Raw genomic sequence first — 24,883 nt, 5'->3', positions numbered from 1 at the left:
AGCCCAATTTCTCTATTGTAACTGAGAAATTGGGCTTTTTTATATTATAATTTTCCTGACTGTTCCATTAAGAACATCACTCTTATGCCTTTTCAGTAAGTATTATTTGCTCTATCGCTTCTTTTAACAATGTCTTTGTTTCTTCAAAATTATGATTCTTCTTTTCCTCCGGTTGTACCGTATAAAACTCAGCAAACGAGCGCTCTTTATATCTCGGTACGACATGCATATGGTAATGTGTTAACTCGTTAAAAATTCCACCATTTTGGCAAATTGTAACTCCATCTGGTTTATATAATGACTTAATCGCTTTTACAATAAGCTTAGAAGCATCCATAATCGATTTTGCTACAACATCATCTAATTCGTCCACTTCTACAACATGATGCTTTGGCACAATTAAAATATGTCCTGGATAGAAAGGGGCATGATCTAAAAAACATGTTACATATTCATTTTCATATACTTTATATATTTTTTCCTCTTTGTTTGCTAATTTACACCCTAAACATTCCATTAAATTTCTCCTCTTTCTAAAACATAAAAACGTGAGAGCCGTAGTCTCACGTTTTTATGTTTCACCCTATTAATTCAATTGTTTCCGTAACTTTTATACTATCTTTTACAGATTGAACAATCGTACAATTTTTCACTGCAAGCTGTAACGCCTTGTCCAACTGCTCTTCTGTAATGTTTTGTGCTTTGATTTTATAGTGCAAATGAACACTTTCAACTGGTTTTGATAATGCTTCACTTCTACCAATTTCAGTCTCAATTGTAAACGTATCATATGTAATACGTTTCTTTTCTAAAATTGTTCGAAAGACAATTGCACTACACCCTGCGATAGAAGAAACGAGTAATTGTAACGGTGAATACCCGTTTTCTTTTCCAATCGCTAATTGACCATATGATAAATCTGCCTCTATATCATCGTGTTTGATTGTTAGTTTCATTTGTATTTTCCATCTCCACTTTCATCGGTTTCTGCCGTTTCTTACTCATATAATAATATATGTAGCAGAAAATGATAAATGGAATACCACAGTATAACGCCATTCTTTGTTCTGGAATAAACGCTAAACTAATAACAACGATACTATTTGTAATTAAAGCTAAAATAGGAACAATTGGATATAACGGTGTTCTATACTTTAAGTCCTCTAACTTTCCTCCGCCTTTTATATACTGACTTCTAAAGCGAAGTTGCGATAGAGCAATAATGATCCAACTTGAAACAGCCGATAAACCAGCTATAGATAATAAGTACATGTATACTGTATCTTCTGCAAGGAAACTTGTGAATAGAGATAATCCAGCTACCGCAATCGTTACGACTAGCGCTGTAATTGGAATACCACGTTTATTTACTTTCTTGAAAGAAGTTGGTGCCATCCCTTCATTTGCAAGTGACCATAATATACGCGTTGCTGCATATAATCCTGAATTCGCTACAGATAATAAAGCAGTAATAATAACGAAGTTCATAATATCAGCTGCATACGGAATACCGATTTTATCAAATACGACTACAAATGGACTTTCAATTACGCCTGCTTCTTTCCAAGAAATTAATCCTACTAAAATCGTCATTGTTAAAATGAAGAATAACATAATGCGCCATACTGTATTACGAATTGCGCGTGGAATTGTTTTTTCTGGATCTTTACTTTCTCCTGCTGCAATCCCGATTAACTCTGTTCCTTGGAATGAGAAGTTAACTGTAATCATTGTAAGTAATACGGCAGCTAGTCCATTCGGGAAAAGCCCACCATCGCTTACGAAGTTAGAGAAAAGAGGTGCCGCTTCTTTTCCATCGTATGGTAAAAATCCTAGTAATGCACTACCACCAAGTAGAACGAATGCAATAATTGTAACTACTTTAATACTAGAGAACCAAAACTCTAATTCAGCGTAACTTTTCGCTGAGATAGCGTTTGAAGCATATAAAATAACTCCGAATACGAGACACCATACCCAAACATCAACAGTTGGAAACCATCTTTTCATCATTAAACCGATCGATGTTAATTCTAGTCCTACTGTTACTGCCCAGCCAAGCCAATATAGCCAGCCGATCATAAAGCCTGTTCCTGGTCCAATAAACTTCGTCGCATACTTTTGGAAAGACCCTGAAACTGGCATTGCTACTGTTAGTTCTCCAAGACAAAGCATTGTTAAATACATAATAAATCCGCCCACTAAATATGAAAGGATGGCCCCCCCTGGTCCAGCCTGATTAATAGTGTAACCTGAACCTAGAAAAAAACCAGTTCCGATTACACCACCAAGTGCGATCATAAATAAATGTCTACTCTTCATCGTACGATGTAATTTCTCATTTGTTGGTTGCTGCATCTTAATCCTCCCCCTACAAGTACCCCTATCTCTTTTTAAAATTTTCTGATAATAAAAATATACACGAAAGCGATTACAATTTCTATATAAAATTAACACTTTTCTGATAAAATAATATAAAAAATCGAATTATTGCAAGATTTAGATACTATTTAGAGGAAAATAAGGAGAAACAAGGAAAAACCCTTACATATATTGTAAGAGTTAACGCAGCTCTAATCTTCTCGATAAAATTGATAAACTATAATTCACTATAAAATACATACAAGCCACTACTATAAAAGTCGGAATCATATAATTTACATTTTGCCCGCTAATAATTTGAGCGTTATGCATAAGTTCTGGCAATGATATAACAACTGCGAGCGACGTATCTTTTAGCAATGAAATAAACTGACTAACAAGCGGGGGGACCATTCTTCTTAATGCTTGCGGCAAAATAATATGCCAAAGCGCTTGCACATACGTTAATCCTGAAGACCTTGCAGCCTCAATCTGCCCTTTTTCGATAGATAATAGACCGCTTCGAACAATTTCAGATATCATTGCAGCTTCAAATATTGTTAAAGCGACAATTGTGGCTGTTATAATTTCTAATTTCAAGCCCGCTTCAGGCAGTGCAAAATACGTAAAAAATATAATTAAAAGTAACGGTAAATTCCGAATTACTTCCACGATAAAACCTAGTATTTGTGAGACGACCGGTATTTTCGCATAGCGTAATATTCCTATTATACTACCAATAATAAAGCTAAGTACAATTGCTACGAGCGCTACCTCTAACGTTATAAGTAATCCTTTTAATAAAAAGAGAATATGATCACCTGTTATTGCTCCCTTAAAATCCATTTATACCGCCTCCTTTGCCAAGCGTTTTTCTAAATAACGCACTAGCATACTGAGCGGAATTGTTAATATTAAATAAAACATCCCGACAAATATATAAACGTCGAACGTAACAAGTGTCTTCGTTGAAATTAAATCTCCTTGATACATTAAATCCGTACCAGCGATAATTCCGAGTATGGAAGAATTTTTAACTAAATTGAGAAATTGATTTCCTAGAGGCGGGATTACGATTTTCATCGCTTGAGGTAAAACGACATGGTACATCGCTTGCGTATAAGTCAACCCTGAAGAACGTGCTGCTTCCATTTGACCTTTCGCAACGGATAAAATACCAGCGCGAATGACTTCAGCAATAAACGCTGCAGTATATACGGTAAGCGTAACTGTTCCAGCTACAAAACCATTTAACGTAATTCCTATTACAGGTAAAGCAAAATAGAATATAAATGCAATTAATACGAGTGGAATATTTCTTACAAACTCTACAAAAGCAGCTCCCAACCAATTTAAAATACGAATCGGTGCAATACGCATTACCGCCAATACTACTCCTAAAATAAAACTTCCTATTAATGCAAGTACACTAGACATTATTGTATATTTAAATCCTTCTAAATACATGTCAATGTTATTCGTTAATATAGAAAAATCAGGCACATATTCTCCCCTCTTTCTTTACAAGAAGAGGATGAGTATCTCTCATCCCCTCACTCTTACTATTCACTGGGAATAAAGCCCCACTAATTAAAGTTTCACTTTACTACTCTTGCTTTTGACCAATCCATTTCTCATACAGTTTGTCATACTCCCCGTTCGCCTTCATATCTTTTAGCAAGCTATTAATCTCTTTCGTCAAATCATCTGCACCTTTTTGCACAGCAATTCCGTATGGCTCATCCGTGAAAATTTTCCCTACAACTTCATAATTCGAATCTTGTTTTGCCATTCCGTAAAGAATCGCATTATCTGTCGTTAAAACATCGCCTTTACCTGCTTTTAACGCTGTAAATGCCTCACTATAATTTTCAAATTCTAATACAGTCGCTTCTGGTGACTTTTGACGAATGTTATTTGTAGATGTTGAACCTTTTACCGCTAACACCTTCACACCTTTTTTCACATCATCAATACTTTTAATATCGCTCCCTTTTTTCACAAGTAACGATTGTCCCGCTTTAAAATATACATCTGAGAAATCCACTTCTTTTTTGCGTTCTTCCGTAATTGTCATTGTTGCGATAATTGCATCAATGTCACCATTTTTCAGTAGTGGGATACGCGTTTTAGACGTTACTTCTTTTAATTCTAGTTTCTTTTCATCTCCGAGGATTTTTTTCGCAAGCGCCTTTGCAACATCAACATCAAATCCTTCTACTTGCCCTGTTGAAGGATTTTTCAATCCAAATAAATTCGTATCATTCTTCACTCCAACTACTAATTTCCCACGCTTCTTAATTTGTTCAATGGCCTCGCCTTGCTTCGTATTCGTTTCTTTCACATCATCTTTTTTACTTCCGCACCCAGCGACAACGAGTACGAATAAACATGAAAATACAATTAAAATAAACAACTTTTTCATTTTAAGCATGAAATTCCTCCTTTAATGATTTAACACCCGACTTAAAAATAGACGAGCTCTTTCTTGTTCAGGATTCGCAAAAAATTGTACTGGTGTTGTATCTTCGATAATTTGACCATCATCCATAAATAAAATCCGATCTGCTACCTCACGTGCAAATCCCATTTCATGCGTGACGACGACCATCGTCATTCCTTCTTTAGCTAGCGTTTTCATAACGTCAAGCACTTCTCCAATCATCTCCGGATCAAGAGCAGACGTAGGCTCATCAAATAGCATAATTTCAGGCTGCATCGCAAGTCCCCTAGCAATCGCTACCCTTTGCTGTTGACCTCCGGATAATTGATGCGGGTATACATTAGCCTTTTCCGGGATTCCTACTTTCTCTAAATAAAACATCGCTGTTTTCTCAGCTTCCTCTTTTGAAACTTTATTTACTTTAATAGGCGCTAGTGTAATATTTTGAAGAACCGTTTTATGTGGATATAAATAAAAATGTTGAAAGACCATCCCGATATCTCGGCGTAATTCATTCATATCCGTTTTCTTATTGTGTACCTCTGTATTTTGTACAATTAATTCTCCATCTGTAATTGTCTCTAATTGATTTATACACCGAAGCAATGTACTTTTCCCTGACCCTGAAGGTCCAACTACTACTACCACTTCACCCTTTTGTACTTGCAGATTAATATCTTTTAAAACTTGAAAGTCACCATAATATTTATTTACATTACGAAACTCAATCACCATACTCCCCCCTTCCTCTAACAAAGCATGTACATTCTTTTTATATTCAAAAATAGGCAAAAAAATAACTTTCAGCTTCATTTTGTCCATAAAAAAAGAGCAAAGGTCGTTCCCTTTGCTCCTTCGTTCCTATCCTATTAAGATACTTCTTCTTTTTTATCTTTCCCATATTCATGCTCCCAGAAATCAGCATTTTTAATTCCTAATTCCTGCGGATCAAATACTGGATCTTTCCCTTCTTTTTTCTGCTTTTCATAGTCTTTTAAGGCGATCAATGCTGGTTTTTGTAGTAGTAAAATCGCGATAATGTTAACCCATGCCATAATCCCTACACCGATGTCACCTAAAGCCCACGCTGTTGCAGCTGTTTTTACACAACCATAGAATACGACTCCTAAGAATACAAACTTTAGTACGATGGACATCCAAGGACGGTCTTTATCACGATTTAAGTATGCAATATTCGTTTCTGCAATGTAGTAATACGCCATAATTGTTGTAAATGCAAAGAATAATAGCGAGATTGCGACGAAACCGTTTCCAAATCCAGGGAAAACAGATTCTACTGCTGCCTGTGTATAACCAGGACCTGGCTGTGCACCGTTTAATTTATTGACGATAAAGTTTTTTCCGCTTGCATCAAATACGTTATACATGCCTGTAATAATCATCATAAATGCTGTTGCTGAACAGACGAATAATGTATCAATGTAAACGGAAAATGCTTGTACTAACCCTTGTTTAGCTGGGTGTGATACTTCAGCAGCTGCCGCCGCATGTGCCCCAGTTCCTTGCCCTGCTTCATTGGAATAAATACCACGTTTTACTCCCCAAGAGATTGCTAAACCAATAATCCCACCAAAAGCTGCTTCTAATGCAAATGCACTTTTTAAAATTAACATGAACGCATCTGGTAACTTTTCAATATTCATAGCTACAATTACACAAGCTACTAAAATATAACCAAGCGCCATAAACGGCACTACAACTTGTGCTACGTTAACAATTCGCTTAACTCCACCAAAAATAATAAGCGCTAATGCCGCTACTAATACCGCTCCAGATACAGAAGTATTAATACCGAAAGCTGTTTCCAAACTTACAGCAATGCTATTTGCCTGAACACCCGGTAACAGCATCCCCGTTGCAAGAATTGTTGCCGCAACGAATACTAATGCATACCATTTAACTCCTAGCCCTTTTTCAATGTAATAAGCCGGACCACCACGGAATTGCCCTTGATGCTTCGTCTTATATATTTGTGCAAGTGTTGATTCTACATAAGCAGAACCTGCTCCTAGAAAAGCTACCGCCCACATCCAAAAGACAGCTCCTGGACCACCAAATGCAACAGCCGTTGCAACACCCGCAATATTTCCTGTTCCAACGCGCCCTGATAATGAAAGTGCTAACGCCTGGAACGAAGAAACACCAGCATCCGATTTTTCTCCTTGAAATGTAAGCTTCACCATTTCTCCTACATGCCTTACTTGTAAAAACCTCGTTCGAATAGAAAAATATAAACCTGCTCCTAAACATAAATAAACAAGTGCTGGACTCCAAACAATATTATTGATCCAACTTACGATAGCTTCCAACATTCCCCCTCCTCATTTATAAAGAATATTCAGAATATACATAAAATTATACGTGCATACCGAATCTATAACAATATTATTTTAATAAAATAAACATATTTTTGTATAAAAAAACAAAGTATATATTTATTTTATATACTTTGTTTTCACATGAATGTATTATATATTCACAATCGCTTCTCTTTTTATAATTCTTTCATATAGTTGTTCAGCTAATTCTCTGAAATGATCTGGCATATCTTTCCCTTTAAATTTCTTTTGGAGCGTGCCATACAAACCTATATCACGTAAACGTAAAAATAACGGTAACGATTCATACCAACTATCCGCCAGCCTGTGCTCATATTCGTACCCTTTTCTTAACACTTGTAACTGTTTACGAGCGAATGTCGTCTTTTCTTCCACTGTCCACGGTGTAAAAAGAACAGAGTAATAAAGAACCATTGCCAAATCATGAATGAAGTAATTATAGGCCGCATCATCAAAATCAAAGATTGTTAACTCTTTTCCATCATAGTGAAAATTGCCTGGATGAATATCACCATGCATAAGGCCGAATGTTTCTCTTTCAATTGGAAGAGCATTTATTTCCTCCATTAATACAGCTGCAATTTCTTTCACGTTCTCATCTTCTAATTCATTAACAATACTACTTTCATCCTCTTCCCACGTATCACGGTAGTCAGTTTTAGGGTAATTCATTGTAAGGCGGTGCAATTGTCCAATCGCTTTTCCCCACGCTTCAAAGTAAGCATTTCCCCAATATGGCGATCCTTCTCCTTTTACTTGCTCACCTTTTGCGTATGTAAATAAGGAAGCAAAAAAGAAAGTTCCATCCTCTACTACAATTTCTTCTACAAGATTTTGAGATGTTGAGTAAAGAGGTCCCGCTACCTTTGCACCGTTCTCCGCAACATATCGTAAAAAATCTAGTTCAGCCTCTACCTCTTTTTTAGAACGATGGGAAGAATGCGTTAAACGTAATACGTAATCTTCATCACTATCACCCTTCGCCTGAAAAATATAATTCTCAAAATCTCCAAGTGGCTTTTCTTCTACAGTCACATGAAACAAACTTGCAGCTCTTGTTAAAATCTCTTTTGTAAAAACTCGTTCTACAGATATTTCCATATGTATCCCTCCTATATATCTTCTTAATTCGACATAAATGTTAGAAGTACTGCTATGAATGTGAAAAGTACCGTTATGCCCACTATAAAAATGCAATCTCTACACATAAAGAAATCTAAAAACAAAAAAGGTTGATTCACTAAATCAACCTTTACACTATTAAAAATACTATTTCTCAATTCTTCATCAATTCATTCTTATATATAACATTTACCTTTATTTCTCTTCACCGTTTGTCTGCATTGAATTGAAGGTCCAATTTAATTTCAATGAATCTCCTTGAAATACATTTTGTTCTTCATCATTATCTACAAATGTGAACATTACATAGAAAGTATCATCATCACCAGGAGCAAGTCCATTTCCTTCCCGGTCTACAACACCTTTTTGTACAAGATCAGGAATACTTCCATTTTGCGTAGCTACCTTTAACTCAGATAATGTAGTAGACCAAATTGGAACCTCATTTTTATCCAAATTCCATAAGAAATCAACACGGATATGATCACCAAAATCAGCATTTCCATTATCTCCTTTAGCATCAATAACACTATAATCTGTAAGAAGTTTCACGTCTCCTATCGCTAAGGTTCCTTTGTTAACTAATTGAAAACCGCGCTCCATTTCATCACCCGGTTTAATATTGTCGACATTAATAACAACTTCAGGATTAACACTCAAATCTAAAGTACCCGCTGCAAACGCGTTTTGTGATACTTCTTTATCACTAAAATACGCATATGTTCCCCCACCAATTAAAGATAGACCAAGCGCTGCAGTTACAACACCCATACCAAGTTTTTTCTTAATACTCATTTCACAAGCCCCCCTATTTTAAAGTTCAAACAACAACCTTATTTTCATCCCACAAACAATATTAATTAAGCAACTACCTTGCCCCATAACGAAAGCAAACTAGCTTTAAACTATTTTCTTCATGTACTCAAATAGCTATTTTTTAAATAACCGGTAATGTTACAGTAAATCATTACCGGTTCGTTGTTAGCAAAAACCATTTTTTCTGTGTTCATTGCTTTATCGTTTAGTTTCCCTTAGAAGTGTATCCCCTTATTTTTTTGGCTCTAAACCAATCGAGCGTAAGATTTTCTCTAACGTCACTGGCCCTACATTTTCTTTCGGTTTCTGATTTTCTTTAGCATCTGGACCCTTTTTCAAGAAGTTTTTCTCAATAAAACGAATATCTGTTTCATCCACAACACCATCTTGATTTATATCTCCATCTTTTACAGATACTTTTCCTTTTCCATACGATAAAGCTGCTATTCTAGCATCTTGAATATCTACCATTTTATCGCCGTTTACATCACCTGCAAGGTTGTCATCCATATCAGCTCTAAAGTTTTGTCCCACTAATTCTCCGTCTTGCATTTTTCCTATTTTGGTTGTCAGTTTACTATTTAAATGACCTGGCATTTCTACGAAAATATCGTATTCCTTATCGCTTACAGGAACATTATGAATTTCAAATTGTCCATTATCACTAACCGTTCCTGTATATTTCTTTCCATCCTTGCCAACTGCGTACACTTTTACTCCTAATTTTGTATAATCATTCTTACCTAAATATCCCTCTTCATGTAAAAATGCTTCTGGTCCAATATATCCTGTAATCATTGAATGCTTCGAAATAATAGAGAAGGATTTATCCTTAAACACAGGAATTTCAATACCTTCTGATGTACCAGCTTTTGTGTAAGAGAATTTATCTGCTCCAAATGCAGTTACATCATTAAAATATTCATCGCTTGTCATTTCAAATGTAACATCTAAAAATGGTGTATCTCCATCTAGTCCTTTAAATTCTTTTCCTTCCAATGACGCGCCAACTTTCACCTTGTTTTCCCAAGTTTCTTCTGTATTTATAGCCGGATCTTCTACTTTCAAGTTTAATCCATGTTGTTTTGCATATTCCGTAAGTGCTGAATTTGGTTTCACATCTATAAATTTAAATAGCTGCTTGTTATAAGGAATTTCAAATGTACCTGTCATAAGTTGCTTTACATTATTGAGGCTCAAAGTTAACGTAATTTTTTCGCCCAATTTTATTTTATCTTTGTTATAGCTTGGAACAGCATATTCTGTCCCTTCTTTTACAAAGACGTAATCTTTAAATCCCGTTGCCATATTCCCTGCAGTTGCGAGGTCATATCCAAATAATTTTAAATTTAACGGCTCATTTATTTCCTCTGGAAGTACTCCAAATTTAAAATCACCATTTGCTTGAATTGTATTCAACCAACCTGATGGGAAGGCTGAGTTTTGATAATATACAATTTGATTCGCTTTTTGATCATACTGCAAGCCTTTTGCTTTTAATGCGTCTACTGTAGAATCATAAATATTACCATGCACCCATAATGCACGCTGGCCGTCTTCTTCTTTAAACATAGAATCATTGACTTCGTGTATACCAGGTTGTACATCCATAAATTTCATTTCAGGTATAACATTATCAATGATAATGTTATCGCCTTTTGTATACGATTTACCTTCTTTATCATATCCAACAAAGTTCAATTCGTAATCTCCATCAGGCAACATAACAGGTTTATCCCCAATTGGATGAGCTGGATCTCCTGTGAATGGAAGTACATACCCTCCGATACCAGAAAACATCATATATTCAACATTCGGTGTTAGACTACTTGCGTTAAGTGTACCAACGACTCCTAATGCCTTCCCTGTCTTTCGGTCCTTCACAACTGCATCAATGGTTTCAAGAGGACTATTTAATTTAAATGTCAAAGGCGAACTTGGTCTTTCCATAAATGGATGGAATTTAGATGCATCTGTTGCCATTGCATCTCTCAGTAAATCTACAGACGCAATCCCTTTTTCTGTGAATTTAACTGCAAATGGTACTTGATATACTTCTTTTTCATTGTTTTTATTTGAAATATGAATATATCCCTCATATCTACCAAATTCAGCGTTTTCTGGAATCATAATTTCAGGGCTAATTTCCTCTGATGTACCAGGAGCTAATTTGATAGAATCTTTTACGTTTAGCTTCACACCATTCTTCGCTGCATCTTGCACACCTACACTTGTAGGTGAAAACTCTACTTCTAATTTAAACTCTTTCCCATCAGTTTTACTGCTGTTCTTAATTAAGACTCTTCGACTATCTTTAATAGGTCCATTTTCAAGTTGATTTTTATACCCAAATGCAATAGAGCCTGTTTTTTCTTCAATTTCTACTTCTTCATCATCTACAACGTTTGATGTTTTATCGACAACCTCGATAGATGTATCTGCATGAACTGCACGATATGCATCAATTCGTCCTGAGCCCACCTCAAATACAGAACGCTCTTCTTTTAAGTCAACTGCGGTATTCATAAGTGCCTCTTTTACTTCAAATGGATTATAGTTTGGATGTTCTTGTAAAATGAGTGCCGCTACCCCTGCAGTATGAGGAGTTGCCATAGATGTACCTGACATACGTCCATACGCTACCGGATAATTTTCTCCATCTTTTGAATCATTAATATATTCAGGAACAGTTGAGAAAATAGACACACCTGGCGCTACAATATCCGGCTTAATATCATCCGTCTTAGTTGCAGGACCGCGGGAGCTGAAATCAGCTAAGTGATCTCCCTCTGTTTTTATATTACTAAGTTCTCCAAATGCTAACGACACATCTCCTTGTACAGCTTTTGCTTGCAATTTCTCACCATCTACTTTTGTTAAGCGGAACGATGGAATAGATGAAGTACTTTCTCCAAGATAACTTGTAATTTCCCCATCTACATTGTTGTATACAATTACCGCCTTTGCGCCTGCTTCCTTAGCATTTTTAATTTTTTCATCAAATGTAAGCTCACCGCGTTGAATAAGAGCTAACTTTCCTTTTACATCTGTCCCTGTAAAATCATCTGTTTTCCCAAGTCCTGCATATACAACCGATAAGGATTGACCTTTCAAATCTTCAATCTTATCAGTAAAGCTTTTTCCAAGTAGCATCATCTTATCCACATGTAAATCACCTGCATCGACGGAGAACGTTGGGATAGTCATTGCAGCGTCACTGGCTCCAACTGTAATTGGAAGTGCTGCTGCACTAGGTGATCCAATGGTACCTTCTTCCGGACCACTATTACCAGCTGCTACTACTGTAACAACACCAGCCAACATCGCATTGTTCACTGCGACAGAAGTAGGATATAAAGGATCATTAATAGACGCACCTAATGATAAATTGATAACATCCATATCGTCTTTTACTGCTTTATCAATTGCAGCAAGAATACCGCTTGTTTGTCCGCTTCCATACGGACCTAATACGCGATATGAATATAAGTCTACATCTGGAGCGACTCCCGTAACCGCGTAATCAACATTATTCTTTTTGTCTGCAGCGATTGTCCCAGCTACATGAGTTCCATGGGATGTATAATATGCACTTCCATCATAAATTTCAGGATATCCCCCAGAATTTTGCCAATCCTTATACGTTGTCTCCATTGGATCAGCATCATTATTAACAAAATCCCATCCTTTTATTGAGTTCGGATCTATTTTACTTGGATCTTCACCTTGTTTTGCACGATATCCTTTATATGCATCTTTCAAATCCGGGTGGTTGTAATCAATACCTGTGTCCAGTACACCCACCTTAATTCCTTTACCTGTTATTTTTTCAGCATGCAGCTTGTCCACACCAATTTGTGGTACGCTATCTGCCATTTTTGGTTCAACAGCCGCCTTAGCTGTTTCTTTCGGTAAATCAATTTTAACCTCATGATCTTCCCATACGCGCTTAACAATACCAGTGCGAACTAAGTCTTCAATCATATTCGCAGGCAACGAAATCGCCACACCATTAAAAGCACTCTTATATTCTCTTGTTATTTTGGCAGATTTAAAATTCTTCCCTTTATCTTTATTCTTTTGAAGCTGTTCAAGCTCTGCTTTAAATCCTTTATGGGATGCCTCTACCTTTTGTTCCGCATTTGAAAGAGCTAACTTTTTCCCTTTAGCCGCTTGTTTTAACACCTCAATCTTACTAGGTGCTTGCTTAAATTCTATAATCACATTCACATTATTAGGACTTGCTGTATTGATACCTGGTGAAATAACAAAACCCGGTTTTGTATCTAACGTTTTCAAAGCATTACGTTGTTCCTTTGTAAGATCTTTCAAGATAGCATTTACATCATCAATTCCAGTTAAATTAGATGTATTTACCTCTTCAGCTAATACGTTATATGGAATTCCTTGGGACAATAACATTCCAACTGTTAGTGTTCCAATAAGAACCTTTCCAAATTTCCCTCGTTTCATATTGCATCTCCCCACTATTAAAATTATTTTTCTAACCAAATTGATTCTTAAGCTCCCATTTATCATTGAAAATTCTATTAATCTTAAACTTTTATTTTGCATCATTAAGAATTTTCAACACTACTACCATCCCTATATAGCTAATCACTTACTTTACTCTCTATAAAAGCCCCCCATCATTTATTTTCAATAAAAGATTTTCACAAAATGAATTATTAATAGGATTAAAATATAATTCTATATTTATTATTCCACGTTCTGACTTTTCTGAAAATTGAACAAAAGGAGTATCTTTTTTCTAATGATTCTATACCTACATAGTACAAAAGAACTATCTTGCTCTTTATTCTTTGTAATAAAGAATAAATAAACATGATAGTTCTTTTAAACATTTCTTATTTAATCCAACGGAACCAATTGATTTCGAACAGCATAAATCACCGCTTGCGATCGACTTTTCACATTTAGCTTTTTAAAAATTTTATTGATGTGAATTTTAACTGTTTTATCACTAATATATAGAGCTTCAGCGATTTCTTTATTACTAAGTCCCTTTACTAATTCAAAAAGAATTTCCTTTTCACGTTCCGTCAGTTCATTTTCATTTGATTCTAATTTCATTTTTTGCTGATGATATGTAATTAATTTTTTAGTCATACGCGGATGAATAACTGAATCCCCTCGATATAACATCCGAATTGCTGCTACTACCTGCTCCGATGATGAATCTTTCAATAAATAACCATCAGCACCAGCCTGGAGTGCATCCATTAAATATTCATCATGCTCATACATTGTAAACACAAGTACTCGGCAATTCGGATAATTTTTTTTCACCAACTCTGTAGCTTCAATCCCATTTTTCCCCGGAAGATTAATATCCATCAAAATACAATCTGGTCTGCATTCTTCTACTTTTCCCAATACTCCGTCCCCAGAGCTAGCTTCTCCAACCACTTTCATATCAGATTCATCCTCTAGTATGTTCCGAATTGCGTCTCGTAAAAAAGCATGATCATCCACTACTAATATTTTAATCATTTTACGCACCCCTTGTTTGTGAATCTGGAATTAATAGTGTAATTTTTGTCCCTTTCCCTACAGAACTATCAATCTGTAAAGTAGCCCCTAATTGTTCAGCTTGTTCATTCATATGTAATATACCATAATGTGGCTCATTCTTCGTTTTAACCATAGACTCAAATAGTGAAAAGCCAATCCCATTATCCTTAACCCTTAAAAGCACGTGCTCACTTTGATAACTAAGTAAAACATCAGTCTTGTCTGCTTGTGCATGTTTTACAATGTTTTGCAAACTCTCTTGTAATGTATCAAAAATAACCCTTTCTTTTGAAAAGCTAAGCGCACGTGCATGACCTCTTTCATGATATGTAATATCTAGTTCATATTCTTGTTTTAAAGATTTTATTTTACTTGCTATCGCCTGCTTTAGCCCTAATTGTTGTGTCGGATATGGTTTTAAAGCATAAATAGAATAGCGAACTTCTCCTAAGCTTCCTCTTAAATCTTTTATACTTTTCTCTACTATTTGCTGCATATCTTTTGATTTATCACGGTATTTTTTCTGTGCGGATTCTAGTTGGAATATCACCCCGGCTAATGTTTGCGCAATACCATCGTGAATTTCACGGGCGATTCTATTTCTTTCTTCTAAGATCATTCTTTTTTCCTGTTCAGAAATCAATATCCTTGTTTTAACAACGTTAGCTAATTGGTTAGAAAATGTAGCTAACGACTGTACATCTTCCGGAAAGAAACCCGCATTTCTACTTTTCCCTGCAACAAACATTCCGACTAATTCATCATTTACTATAAGAGGAAAATATACAAGTGAGCGTATAACACTATCAAATATTTCATCTCCAGGAGCCGTACCAATTTTCCAATCATTAAATACAAGATTTTTAGAAAGTTCCTCAAACGCCTCATACTTTTCTGAATCATCAGATACATCTAGGCGGACTTTCCCATCTTTTAATAGAATATTCCAGTTCCCATCATCTTTTGTCCATATTACATATGCTTGTATGCCAAAAAAGCCTTTAAGTGCTTGTTTAATATGTTTCAAGTTTCCTCCGGTTAATCCTCGACTAATTTCGGTCGTAATAAGAAATAACTCATATAATCGTTCCTTCTCCATCCTTATCCGTACAGAAAAAGAACTAATAACGGAAGTTGCTACAAGTGGAAAAAAGAAAAACAGTACTGTAATCTCGTTTACTTCCACACTATATGTACTAATTAATACGTGCATCAGTGCCGCATAAGAGAAACCAAAAGTTTCGCAAAGAAATACCGTTACAGTTTTTTTATACCACTGATAGATTGAATATGGCTGCGGAAGGAGTATCATTAACAAATCGTAAAAACGATTGTTGAAAAAACAAAAAAACACGCAAAATAATAACAAAGATATTAAATTTCCATACAGAACTGATATATCTATTTTGTTAATTAATAAGGACATACATTTGTTTGAAAACCATTCGGCCAAGATTAAACTAAGTGCATGCTGAGTACTATTAAATAACATTCTTTGTATCGGTGAACGGCGGTGCAGGTGAATAATTAGCGTAACGAGTACAATAGAAATAATAGTTATATGGATTCCAAACTGCCAACTCATAGCGTAAATTATCGGAAAGGTAAGCGAGCTAGTCCCTCTCCAAAATCGTACAGGAAAATACTCTGCAATCCCCATAAATATTAATAACAATATTAGTATTGTTGGATGAGAAGGGATTTTAATTTCAAGTAAAGATATAGTTATAGTAATCAAACCAAGAAAAGAAATAAAATAAAGATAAGAACTAGCAATCTTTTCTCTCATAAAGATAGAATTTACAGCTTTCAAAACAACCCCTTCTTTCTTTATAGAACTTTATTTTCTCTATTATCCAATAAAAAACCGGCACTGGCAAAATGGAAGAACCTCCACTAGCCAATCACCGGCTGTGTACTGCACCTAAAAAGGCAAGACACAATACTAATAGTATAAATTGCCTTTCATAAATTTCCTATTCATCGAATGATGTAATTATTTATACCGCTAGGCTTATCCTCTATAGTACAAAAGATTTATATCAACACCGCTAATCTAATATATACTTTCTTTTCATCCCCTACTTCTCATTTTCTTTAGTTTAAAAGATGACGTAACGTAACTTTCAAGCGACTTATTTTCAAATAATCCAAGCATAAATTTCTCACAAAAAGCAAAAATTAACAGAAGCGACTTTATTCTAAAAGAGGTGGAAATTATGACAGAGCAAAAAGAACAACAAAAGAGTGAAAATCAAAAGCATATGTTTCCATCGCTTCCGGAAAATATTAATTACATTGAAAATAAACTCTGTCATTCAGATGATATAAAAAAATTAGATATCCCTTTTCAAAACGGAAAAGGAACGATTATATATATCGAATCTTTAGCAGATCCAAATTTAATTCATCAATTAGCTCTTGAACCTTTATTAACACGGTCAGATTTGGCTTTAGATAAAGCTTTTTCCACATTAAATATGAAAAAAGAAACGAATTTAAATTATGGGGTGCAGCTTTTATTACAAGGAAAATCATTATATTTTCATGAACATGTCGATAGTTTTTGTATTTTCGAAACAGCTCTATCTTTAAAAAGAGATATAACAGAGCCGGATAATGAAGGCATTGTACGTGGACCACATACCGGTTTTGTAGAAGATTTAGCAACCAATTTAGCTTCTATTCGTAAACTCATAAAAAGCCCAAATGTCGTCGTTAAATATTTCACACTTGGTGAAGAAATGCACACGAAAGTGGCAATTGCTTATATTCAAAATATAGCTAATGACGATCTCGTTGCAGAAGTAAAAAGAAGATTGGAAATGATTGAGACAGACGCACTCATGCCACCAGGCTACATACAGGAATTTATAGAAGATACATCTTTCTCACCCTTTCCGCAGCAATTAAATACAGAACGCCCAGATAGAACCGCCGCTAATTTAATGGAAGGACGAGTTGCTATTTTATCTGACGGAGACCCAACAGCGCTCATCGTACCTGTTACGTTATTCGCTTTCTATCAATCACCTGATGATTATAATAATCGCTGGATTGTCGGTTCTTTCGTCCGAATGATTCGCTTAGTGAGTTTTTTAATTGCCTTTCTCTTACCAGCTATATATATCGCAACAGTTGCTTTTCATCCTGATGTGTTGCCACTCGAACTCGTTTATACAATTAAAGCTTCATTAGAAAAAGTACCACTTCCCCCCATTTTTGAGGCTCTCTTAATGGAGTTAATTTTCGAGTTATTACGGGAAGCTGGTATTCGTCTGCCGAGCCGCGTTGGACAAACAATCGGTATTGTAGGTGGTTTAGTCATTGGTGATGCGATTGTAAAAGCCGGACTTGTTTCTTATACGATGATCATCGTTGTAGCTTTAACTGCAATCTCATCTTTTCTCGTTCCATCAAACGATATGAGTTCAGCAGTTCGTATTCTTCGTTTTCCATTAATGATTCTTGCTGCCATATTCGGATATGTAGGAATATCATTCGGTCTAATTATAACTTTCGTTCACCTATGTCAGCTCCATTCTTTTCATACACCTTACCTTTCTCCCCTTGCACCAATGCGGATAAAGGATATGAAAGATTCTTTTGTAAGACTTCCAATTTGGTCGTTTTGGGAACGACCTCATGATCCAAAGCCGAAAAAAATGCAACGACAACATGTAACGAGAGAGGATGAGAACGGTGACAAACACGCAAAGTAAAATTTCACTTGTTCAATTTACTTTTTTCGTTATTCAATGCCAAATCGGGGTTGGTATCCTTTCTCTACCAAATCGTCTTCACCCGATAGCGAAAGGTGGTGGCTGGATTTCTGTTCTCATCGCTGGGCTTGCCATTCAACTTATCATTTTACTTATGTGGCTTTTCTTAAAACGATTTCCTGATGCTGATATGTATGAAAGTGTTTGTATGCTATTTGGTAATAAATTTGGAAAACTATTAGGTTTTGCTTATGTTTTTTATTTTACCCTTATCGGTATGACGGTTATGTTAAATGCTTGTAATGTCATTAAAGTTTGGATATTACAAGCAACTCCTTGGTCTGCCATTCTCATACTATTTACAATAGCTTGTTGCTATGTAGCCTATAACACATTTAAAGTCATCGTACGGTTTTATGTCATGGCTTCTATTCTTATTTTCCCAATGGCACTGTTAATTGGACTTGGGCTCTCACGGGCTGACTTTTCTTATATTTTTCCCATTACAGAAGCTGGATGGTGGAATATTATTCAAGCATCCAAAGAAACAATTACAGCTATGTATGGTTTTGAAATTATTCTTATCGCTTTCCCAAAAGTAAATGGGACTGCTGTGGCAAAACTAAAGGCAATTTCTATCGCTAATGGATTTGTGACTCTCTTTTATACTTTTACTGTTTGGATTTACTTTATCGTATTTAGTCCAAAGCAAGTTGAGCTTATTCCAGAACCAGTTGCTTACTTATTGCACTCTTTACATATCGGGATTATAGACCGAACTGATTTACTATTCATACCAATTTGGATGATAACAGTTGTAGCTTCTATTGCTAGTTATTATTGCGCTGCTTCTATCGGAATTGGACATATATTCAATCTTGCTAATCATAAACAAGCTGTTCCAGTCGTTGGAATTATTGCGTTTAGTGTAGCCTTATTTATAGATACACCTGAAGAATTAAAAGTAATTGCAACTTTCACTGATAAGTTCACCTATATTTTCATCGTTGTCCTCCCTCTTTTATTTCTACTTTATTCAGTAATAAGAAAGAAGAAAGGAGAACAGTATGTTCAAAAAAAGGGTTAAATTATTTTTTATATTATGTACTAGTTCATTCCTTTCTGGCTGTTGGGATCAAGAACCATTAAGAGAAGCGAGATTAGCTTATAGTATTGGATATGATATTACGGAAGAGAATAAACTACAGCAAACGCTTGAACTCGTAAAAAGTTCAAGCGGAGAGCAATCTTCATTCGAGAATGAAATACATTCAGCAAACGGGTATAACATACGGGATACAAGCGATGCCCTAAAAAAAAATGTGACTGGTAATATTCGCTACTTCAAATATGGTGTTCAATTACTAGGAACCAAAATTCTAAAAAAGGGTATACTACCCTATTTAGATGTCAGCTTTCGGGACCCAACAAACCCAACTGCTTTAGTAAAACTTATTGCAGTAGAGGGTGAAACATCCGAGATACTAGAAAAAAAGAAAGTAGGAAATTTACTAATTGGAGATTTTCTAAAGAAAAAAGTGAAAAGCTTAGAAGATATGAGTGTATTTCCAAAAGAAACTTTAGAAACAGCTGCTACAAAAATGTTAGATCCCGGTAAAGACTTTACCCTCCCTTCTATAAAAATAAAAGGAAAAGAAGTAATTACAAACGGGTTAGCTTTATTTAACAATGATAAACTAACTGGGCATTTACCTTTGAAACAATCTGTTTTATTCGTATTATTAACCGGAAAAATGGGAACAAGTGCCCGTATAACCCAAAAACTTACTAGCGATGAATCAGAGAAAACATCTGATTATTTAACAATGGAAATTAGCAATCGAAAGTTAAAACGAGACTTAAAAATAACAACAGATAAAAAAGGAAATGTTTATGCTCACATTAAGCTCCAACTAAAAGTAATAGCACTTGAAGCCCCAAGAGATAATATTTATAAAATGGGAGAACGAAAAAAACTAAATAAAGACTTATCGAAACAACTTACGAAAGAAGCGAAAAAAATAACAAACAAACTACAAAAAGCAAATTGTGATGCTTTCGGTATTGGAAGACATCTTATCGCATATCATCCTGACTTATGGAAGAAAAAAAATTGGAATAAAGATTATGCAAAAGTAAAATTCAAACCAGAAGTAGACGTAAATATTTTGTATAGTGGTGTCTTAAAATAAAAAGGTTGTATGCCGCGTGGGCATACAACCTTTTATTTCGTATATCGATATATAATTGATTCATATGGTCTTAAGTTAAGTTTTGTAATATCCTTGCTGGAATCTTTATAATTCGACAGTAGTACTTCTTGTTTCATTCCATCTAATTGAACATGGGCTGGTACAGAATACGTTATTTCTTCTCCATAGAAGTTATTAATAATAAGTAATACTTCATTATTTACAGTACGTGTATATGCCCAAATCTTAGGGTGATTTTCATCTAAAATAGCATATTCTCCTTCTGTAATAACATCGTAAGTTTTTCTAAGTTCAATTAACTTTTTATAATGATAAAATACAGACTCCTTATCTTGTAATGCTTTCTCTACGTTTATTTCTTTAAAGGTTTCAGCTACTGAAATCCAAGGGGCACTTGTTGTAAAACCACTATTCACCTCTTCATTCCACTGCATCGGAGTACGAGAATTGTCACGCGATTTTTGTTTTAAAATCCCTATAATCTCTTCTTTTAATAAGCCTTCTTCCTGCTTTATATCATATATATTTAACGATTCCACATCACGATACTGCTCGATGGATTCGAATTTAGGATTCGTCATACCTATTTCTTCCCCTTGATAAATGTAAGGCGTTCCTTGCAGCATGTGCATAGCTGTCGCTAACATTTTCGCAGATTCATTTCGGTACTTCCCATCATCACCGAAGCGTGACACGATGCGAGGCTGGTCATGGTTACACCAGAATAATGCATTCCATCCCCCGCCCTTTTGCATTTCAATTTGCCAGTTAGACATAATTTCTTTTAATTTAATAAAATCAAAATCAGCTTTCGTCCACTTATCACCATTCGGATAATCTACTTTCAAATGATGGAAACTAAACGTCATACTCAGTTCATTGCGCTCAGGGTTTGAGTATTTAATGCAATTATCAATTGTCGTCGATGACATTTCTCCAACTGTAATTACCTCTTTCCCTTCAAATACATTTCGATTCATCTCTTGTAAATATTCATGAACACGCGGACCATCCGTATAATATTTACGTCCATCACTTGTCGCAGTACTTCCGTCATCGCTTAAGAAACGTTGGTCTTTTGAAATTAAGTTAATAACATCAAGGCGGAATCCAGTTACCCCTTTATCAAGCCAAAAGTGCATCATATCATAAACTTCTTCACGAAGCTTTTCATTTTCCCAATTTAAATCTGCTTGTGTCTCATCAAATAGATGTAAAAAATATTGCTTAGTCTTTTCATCGTACTTCCAAGCCGATCCACCAAACTTAGACTGCCAATTATTTTTTTCATCACGCCAAATGTAATAATTGCGATATGGACTATTTTTATCTTCTTTCGCTTCTTTAAACCACTTATGCTCCGTCGAACTATGGTTTACAACGATATCAAGCATAATTTCAATGTTACGTTCTTTTGCTTTTTCTAGAAGCTCTTCAAACTCTTCCATCGTTCCGTAAGATGGATCAATGCTATAATAATCACTTACATCGTACCCATTATCATTTTGTGGTGATTGGTATATCGGTGTTAACCAAATATAATCCACTCCGAGTTCTTTTAAATAATCTAGTTTCTCTGTAACTCCTTTTATATCACCGGTTTCTTTATTGTAATAACTATTAAAGCTCTTCGGATAAATTTGATAGACTACACTTTTATGCCAATCCTTCATGTTTAACTTCCTCCTACTTCTGTTTAACTCTTTTCGCAAATAACCATGTTAACGTAAATGGGATTACAACTGCGATAATCATTCCTACAATAAACATTGGAATCGATTTCGGAATGATCGAAATAAATGCTGGCAATCCGCCAATTCCGATAGCCGGTGCTAATACACCATTTAATGTAATGAATATTGCTGCCACAGCAGATCCTATAATTGCTGCATAAAACGGGAATTTATTTCGTAAGTTAACACCAAACATCGCTGGCTCTGTAATCCCAAAGTACGCGGAAATTGCTGATGTCGATGCCATACTTTTATCATTTTGATTTTTAGAAATCCAGAACATTGCAAGTGCCGCACTACCTTGCGCAATGTTAGAAAGAGCAATCATCGGCCAAATAAATGTACCGCCGTGCTGTGCAATTAATTGTAGATCAATTGCAATAAACATATGGTGCATACCTGTAATTACAAGCGGTGCATATAATGCTCCAAATAATACTGCTCCAACTACTGGTACTGTTTCATATACGCCTACTAATCCAGCTGTTAATAAATCTCCAATATGACGTGTAACTGGACCGATAATTCCTAATGCTAACACACCTGTTACAACGATTGTTGTAATTGGTACAACTAATAATTGAATTGCATTTGGTACATGTTTCTTTAAGAAAATCTCTACTTTACTCAATACAAATGCTGCTACTAACACCGGTAAAATTTGACCTTGATATCCTACCTTTTCAATTTGGAACAATCCTAAAATATTGAAGTACTCAATCTTTTGACCTTCTAAACCAGTCGCTGCTTTGCCATAATCCCAGGCGTTTAATAAGGCCGGATGCACAAGCATTAAGCCCATAACAATACCTAGTATTGGACTACCACCAAAACGCTTCGTTGCTGACCAACCGACAAGTGCTGGTAAGAATACGAATGCTGTATTGGCCATCATATTAATTAAATCCCAAAGCCCACCTAAATTCGGATAAACATCTAATAAATTTTTACCATCAAAAAATAAGTCCTTTGCCCCTAATAAATTGTTAATCCCCATTAGTAAACCAGCTGTGACGATTGCTGGTAATATCGGCATAAATACATCTGAAAATACTTTTACAAACTTTTGAGCTGGATTTAACTTTTGATTTCCAGAATCTTTCACGTCAGCCACTGTCGCTTCCTTCATACCTGCAAGCGTTATCAATTCAGCGTAAACACGATCTACATCCCCTGGACCAATTACAATTTGAAATATCCCAGCATTATGAAACGCTCCCTTTACTAATGAAACAGACTGTAATTTATCATTATCTATTTTACTTTCATCTTTTAAAGCGATACGGAGCCTCGTTACACAGTGCGCAGCTTGTTCAATATTGTCTTTCCCACCAATATACTGCAACACTTCCTCTGCTGTTTTACGATAGTCTTTCCCCATATTCCCGTCCCTCTTTTCTTTTTTTGATACCGTTTACACTTACATATTAACTCGTATATATAAGTTAGTCAACACTCGTATATACGAGTTGGTGGTTTTTTTTATAAAAAAAAGATGAAACGTTATTTCGTTTCACCTCTTTACTTTCTTCGCGCCACATCCGAAAAGTGAAAAATATCTAAGCGGTGACGTGATTCCGTATATTCGAACTGACTCCCATCATATAAATGAGTAAAGTTTTTCACAACGACAACATAATCTGTGCCATTTAAATCTAAATACTTTAGGTCATCATCTGTACACGGCTGCACTTCAATTACCCTCTGCGAATAACTAATATGTAGCCCTAATTCTTTCTCAATGTATTTATAAATTGATGCCGTTGCAATTTCTCTCGTTAATCCTGGAATAAACTCAGATACAAAATGATTTATATCTAAAATTACTTTTTCTCCATCAATATTTCGTACACGTTTAATATGATCTATTTCTGTTTTTTCTTTCACGTTTAATAATTTTGCAACCTCTTTTGTCGCTTCTTCTTTCTTCATTTCCACGACTTCTGTAATACAATGACGTCCTAGACGCTCATTTTCTTCTTGAAAACTTACAATGCCACCGAAGTTAAACTCAATATTTTTTCGCTTTAATACAAAAACACCTTTTCCATGAATTTTTTGCACATATCCACGCTCTTGCAATAAATCTACTGCTTTTCTTACAGTACCTCGGCTTGCCTCATACTGCTTCATTAATTCTGTTTCTGATGGGATTTTGCATCCCTCTTTTAAGTGCTTATTATCAATAGACTTACTGATTTCTATATAAATTTGCTCATACTTACTCGTCATCTACAATAGCCCCTTGTCACCTTCTAATTCTATATGTATTATACCATGCTACACTCTTCTGCCAATCTCTCACTTATTTTCCAGTACAAGAAAAATATAGGTAAATATTTAATCTCTAAAACGTATTTTTATAAAAGTTTTTATATTTTTCTTTTCATTCAAAAAAACATGTAGTATACTAACTTCAAAATCAGAGGAGAAAGGGAGCAAAGAACTATGCTTACTTATACAACAATTGTAGTTACATTTGCACAAAAACATCATCATCATACGTAACCCTTGAAACCTAGCGGAAAATTTACGCGTAGGTACAAGGGTTATTCCCGTTGTACCTACGCTTTGGCGA

The 24,883-nt window shown here is 35.3% G+C and carries 19 protein-coding genes; 3 read left to right on the top strand and 16 right to left on the bottom strand.

What is annotated here, in order from left to right:
* Positions 1-82: 82 nt before the first annotated feature.
* From JDS95_RS15410 to JDS95_RS15350, 13 genes are all read right to left on the bottom strand, one after another.
* Positions 83-517, bottom strand: a complete 435-nt coding sequence (locus JDS95_RS15410; protein ID WP_199690616.1) for an HIT family protein — start codon at positions 515-517, stop codon at positions 83-85.
* A 61-nt stretch (positions 518-578) separates the two neighbouring features.
* Positions 579-956, bottom strand: a complete 378-nt coding sequence (locus JDS95_RS15405; protein ID WP_000778840.1) for an OsmC family protein — start codon at positions 954-956, stop codon at positions 579-581.
* Complete coding sequence (locus JDS95_RS15400) at positions 931-2,358, bottom strand: amino acid permease (protein ID WP_001187121.1); 1,428 nt, start codon at positions 2,356-2,358, stop codon at positions 931-933. Before JDS95_RS15400 ends, JDS95_RS15405 begins: the two co-directional genes overlap by 26 nt.
* Before the next feature lie 204 nt (positions 2,359-2,562).
* Positions 2,563-3,207: an amino acid ABC transporter permease gene (locus JDS95_RS15395; RefSeq protein WP_199690615.1), complete on the bottom strand. Its 645-nt coding sequence runs from the start codon at positions 3,205-3,207 to the stop codon at positions 2,563-2,565.
* On the bottom strand, positions 3,208-3,864 hold the full coding sequence (locus JDS95_RS15390) for an amino acid ABC transporter permease (protein ID WP_199690614.1): 657 nt from the start codon (positions 3,862-3,864) through the stop codon (positions 3,208-3,210).
* A gap of 103 nt (positions 3,865-3,967) precedes the next feature.
* On the bottom strand, positions 3,968-4,795 hold the full coding sequence (glnH, locus tag JDS95_RS15385; protein WP_199690613.1) for a glutamine ABC transporter substrate-binding protein GlnH: 828 nt from the start codon (positions 4,793-4,795) through the stop codon (positions 3,968-3,970).
* A 12-nt stretch (positions 4,796-4,807) separates the two neighbouring features.
* The gene (locus tag JDS95_RS15380) at positions 4,808-5,536 is read right to left on the bottom strand and encodes an amino acid ABC transporter ATP-binding protein (protein ID WP_167545147.1); all 729 of its coding nucleotides are present in this window, start codon (positions 5,534-5,536) and stop codon (positions 4,808-4,810) included.
* A 137-nt stretch (positions 5,537-5,673) separates the two neighbouring features.
* The gene (locus JDS95_RS15375) at positions 5,674-7,134 is read right to left on the bottom strand and encodes an alanine/glycine:cation symporter family protein (RefSeq protein WP_000387486.1); all 1,461 of its coding nucleotides are present in this window, start codon (positions 7,132-7,134) and stop codon (positions 5,674-5,676) included.
* A 159-nt stretch (positions 7,135-7,293) separates the two neighbouring features.
* A complete protein-coding gene (locus JDS95_RS15370) occupies positions 7,294-8,265 on the bottom strand; it encodes a phosphotransferase enzyme family protein (protein WP_085451040.1) in 972 nt (323 codons plus the stop codon).
* A gap of 216 nt (positions 8,266-8,481) precedes the next feature.
* Entirely contained in the window at positions 8,482-9,081 is a 600-nt protein-coding gene (locus JDS95_RS15365) for a TasA family protein (protein WP_000023361.1), read from the bottom strand.
* A gap of 252 nt (positions 9,082-9,333) precedes the next feature.
* Complete coding sequence (locus JDS95_RS15360; protein WP_199690612.1) at positions 9,334-13,575, bottom strand: S8 family serine peptidase; 4,242 nt, start codon at positions 13,573-13,575, stop codon at positions 9,334-9,336.
* A 399-nt stretch (positions 13,576-13,974) separates the two neighbouring features.
* Positions 13,975-14,616 (bottom strand): response regulator, encoded by a 642-nt coding sequence (locus JDS95_RS15355; RefSeq protein ID WP_000590661.1) that lies wholly within the window; start codon positions 14,614-14,616, stop codon positions 13,975-13,977.
* Position 14,617: 1 nt separating this feature from the next.
* Entirely contained in the window at positions 14,618-16,450 is a 1,833-nt protein-coding gene (locus JDS95_RS15350) for a GAF domain-containing sensor histidine kinase (RefSeq protein ID WP_199690611.1), read from the bottom strand.
* 406 nt (positions 16,451-16,856) lie between these two features.
* On the opposite strand from JDS95_RS15350, the gene gerKA reads away from it, so the two are divergent.
* Genes gerKA through gerKC form a run of 3 tightly spaced genes read left to right on the top strand, consistent with a single transcriptional unit; the run spans position 16,857 to position 20,551 of the window.
* The gene (gene gerKA, locus JDS95_RS15345) at positions 16,857-18,359 is read left to right on the top strand and encodes a spore germination protein GerKA (RefSeq protein ID WP_085451043.1); all 1,503 of its coding nucleotides are present in this window, start codon (positions 16,857-16,859) and stop codon (positions 18,357-18,359) included.
* Positions 18,340-19,446, top strand: coding sequence for a GerAB/ArcD/ProY family transporter (locus JDS95_RS15340; protein ID WP_199690610.1), 1,107 nt, complete (start codon positions 18,340-18,342; stop codon positions 19,444-19,446). The genes gerKA and JDS95_RS15340 overlap by 20 nt, the downstream gene beginning before the upstream one ends.
* Entirely contained in the window at positions 19,427-20,551 is a 1,125-nt protein-coding gene (gene gerKC, locus JDS95_RS15335) for a spore germination protein GerKC (protein ID WP_000474021.1), read from the top strand. Before JDS95_RS15340 ends, gerKC begins: the two co-directional genes overlap by 20 nt.
* A 32-nt stretch (positions 20,552-20,583) precedes the next feature.
* On the opposite strand, the gene treC is transcribed toward gerKC, so the two are convergent.
* From treC to treR, 3 genes are all read right to left on the bottom strand, one after another.
* Positions 20,584-22,245, bottom strand: a complete 1,662-nt coding sequence (gene treC / locus JDS95_RS15330) for an alpha,alpha-phosphotrehalase (RefSeq protein WP_144467539.1) — start codon at positions 22,243-22,245, stop codon at positions 20,584-20,586.
* Between the two features lie 13 nt (positions 22,246-22,258).
* The gene (gene treP, locus JDS95_RS15325; protein WP_000513928.1) at positions 22,259-23,686 is read right to left on the bottom strand and encodes a PTS system trehalose-specific EIIBC component; all 1,428 of its coding nucleotides are present in this window, start codon (positions 23,684-23,686) and stop codon (positions 22,259-22,261) included.
* Positions 23,687-23,826: 140 nt separating this feature from the next.
* The gene (treR, locus tag JDS95_RS15320) at positions 23,827-24,537 is read right to left on the bottom strand and encodes a trehalose operon repressor (RefSeq protein WP_199690609.1); all 711 of its coding nucleotides are present in this window, start codon (positions 24,535-24,537) and stop codon (positions 23,827-23,829) included.
* Between the last annotated feature and the right edge of the window lie 346 nt (positions 24,538-24,883).

Origin of the sequence: Bacillus cereus group sp. N24 (assembly GCF_016483345.1) — a bacterium.
Lineage (GTDB): Bacteria > Bacillota > Bacilli > Bacillales > Bacillaceae_G > Bacillus_A > Bacillus_A toyonensis.
This window is presented reverse-complemented; position numbering and strand designations above follow the sequence as displayed.

Coding starts and splice junctions, on each gene's coding strand:
- JDS95_RS15410 (WP_199690616.1), bottom strand. CDS start 517: ATGGAATGTTTAGGGTGTAAATTAGCAAACAAAGAGGAAAAAATATAT.
- JDS95_RS15405 (WP_000778840.1), bottom strand. CDS start 956: ATGAAACTAACAATCAAACACGATGATATAGAGGCAGATTTATCATAT.
- JDS95_RS15400 (WP_001187121.1), bottom strand. CDS start 2,358: ATGCAGCAACCAACAAATGAGAAATTACATCGTACGATGAAGAGTAGA.
- JDS95_RS15395 (WP_199690615.1), bottom strand. CDS start 3,207: ATGGATTTTAAGGGAGCAATAACAGGTGATCATATTCTCTTTTTATTA.
- glnH (WP_199690613.1), bottom strand. CDS start 4,795: ATGCTTAAAATGAAAAAGTTGTTTATTTTAATTGTATTTTCATGTTTA.
- JDS95_RS15370 (WP_085451040.1), bottom strand. CDS start 8,265: ATGGAAATATCTGTAGAACGAGTTTTTACAAAAGAGATTTTAACAAGA.
- JDS95_RS15365 (WP_000023361.1), bottom strand. CDS start 9,081: ATGAGTATTAAGAAAAAACTTGGTATGGGTGTTGTAACTGCAGCGCTT.
- JDS95_RS15360 (WP_199690612.1), bottom strand. CDS start 13,575: ATGAAACGAGGGAAATTTGGAAAGGTTCTTATTGGAACACTAACAGTT.
- JDS95_RS15355 (WP_000590661.1), bottom strand. CDS start 14,616: ATGATTAAAATATTAGTAGTGGATGATCATGCTTTTTTACGAGACGCA.
- gerKA (WP_085451043.1), top strand. CDS start 16,857: ATGACAGAGCAAAAAGAACAACAAAAGAGTGAAAATCAAAAGCATATG.
- gerKC (WP_000474021.1), top strand. CDS start 19,427: ATGTTCAAAAAAAGGGTTAAATTATTTTTTATATTATGTACTAGTTCA.
- treC (WP_144467539.1), bottom strand. CDS start 22,245: ATGAAGGATTGGCATAAAAGTGTAGTCTATCAAATTTATCCGAAGAGC.
- treP (WP_000513928.1), bottom strand. CDS start 23,686: ATGGGGAAAGACTATCGTAAAACAGCAGAGGAAGTGTTGCAGTATATT.
- treR (WP_199690609.1), bottom strand. CDS start 24,537: ATGACGAGTAAGTATGAGCAAATTTATATAGAAATCAGTAAGTCTATT.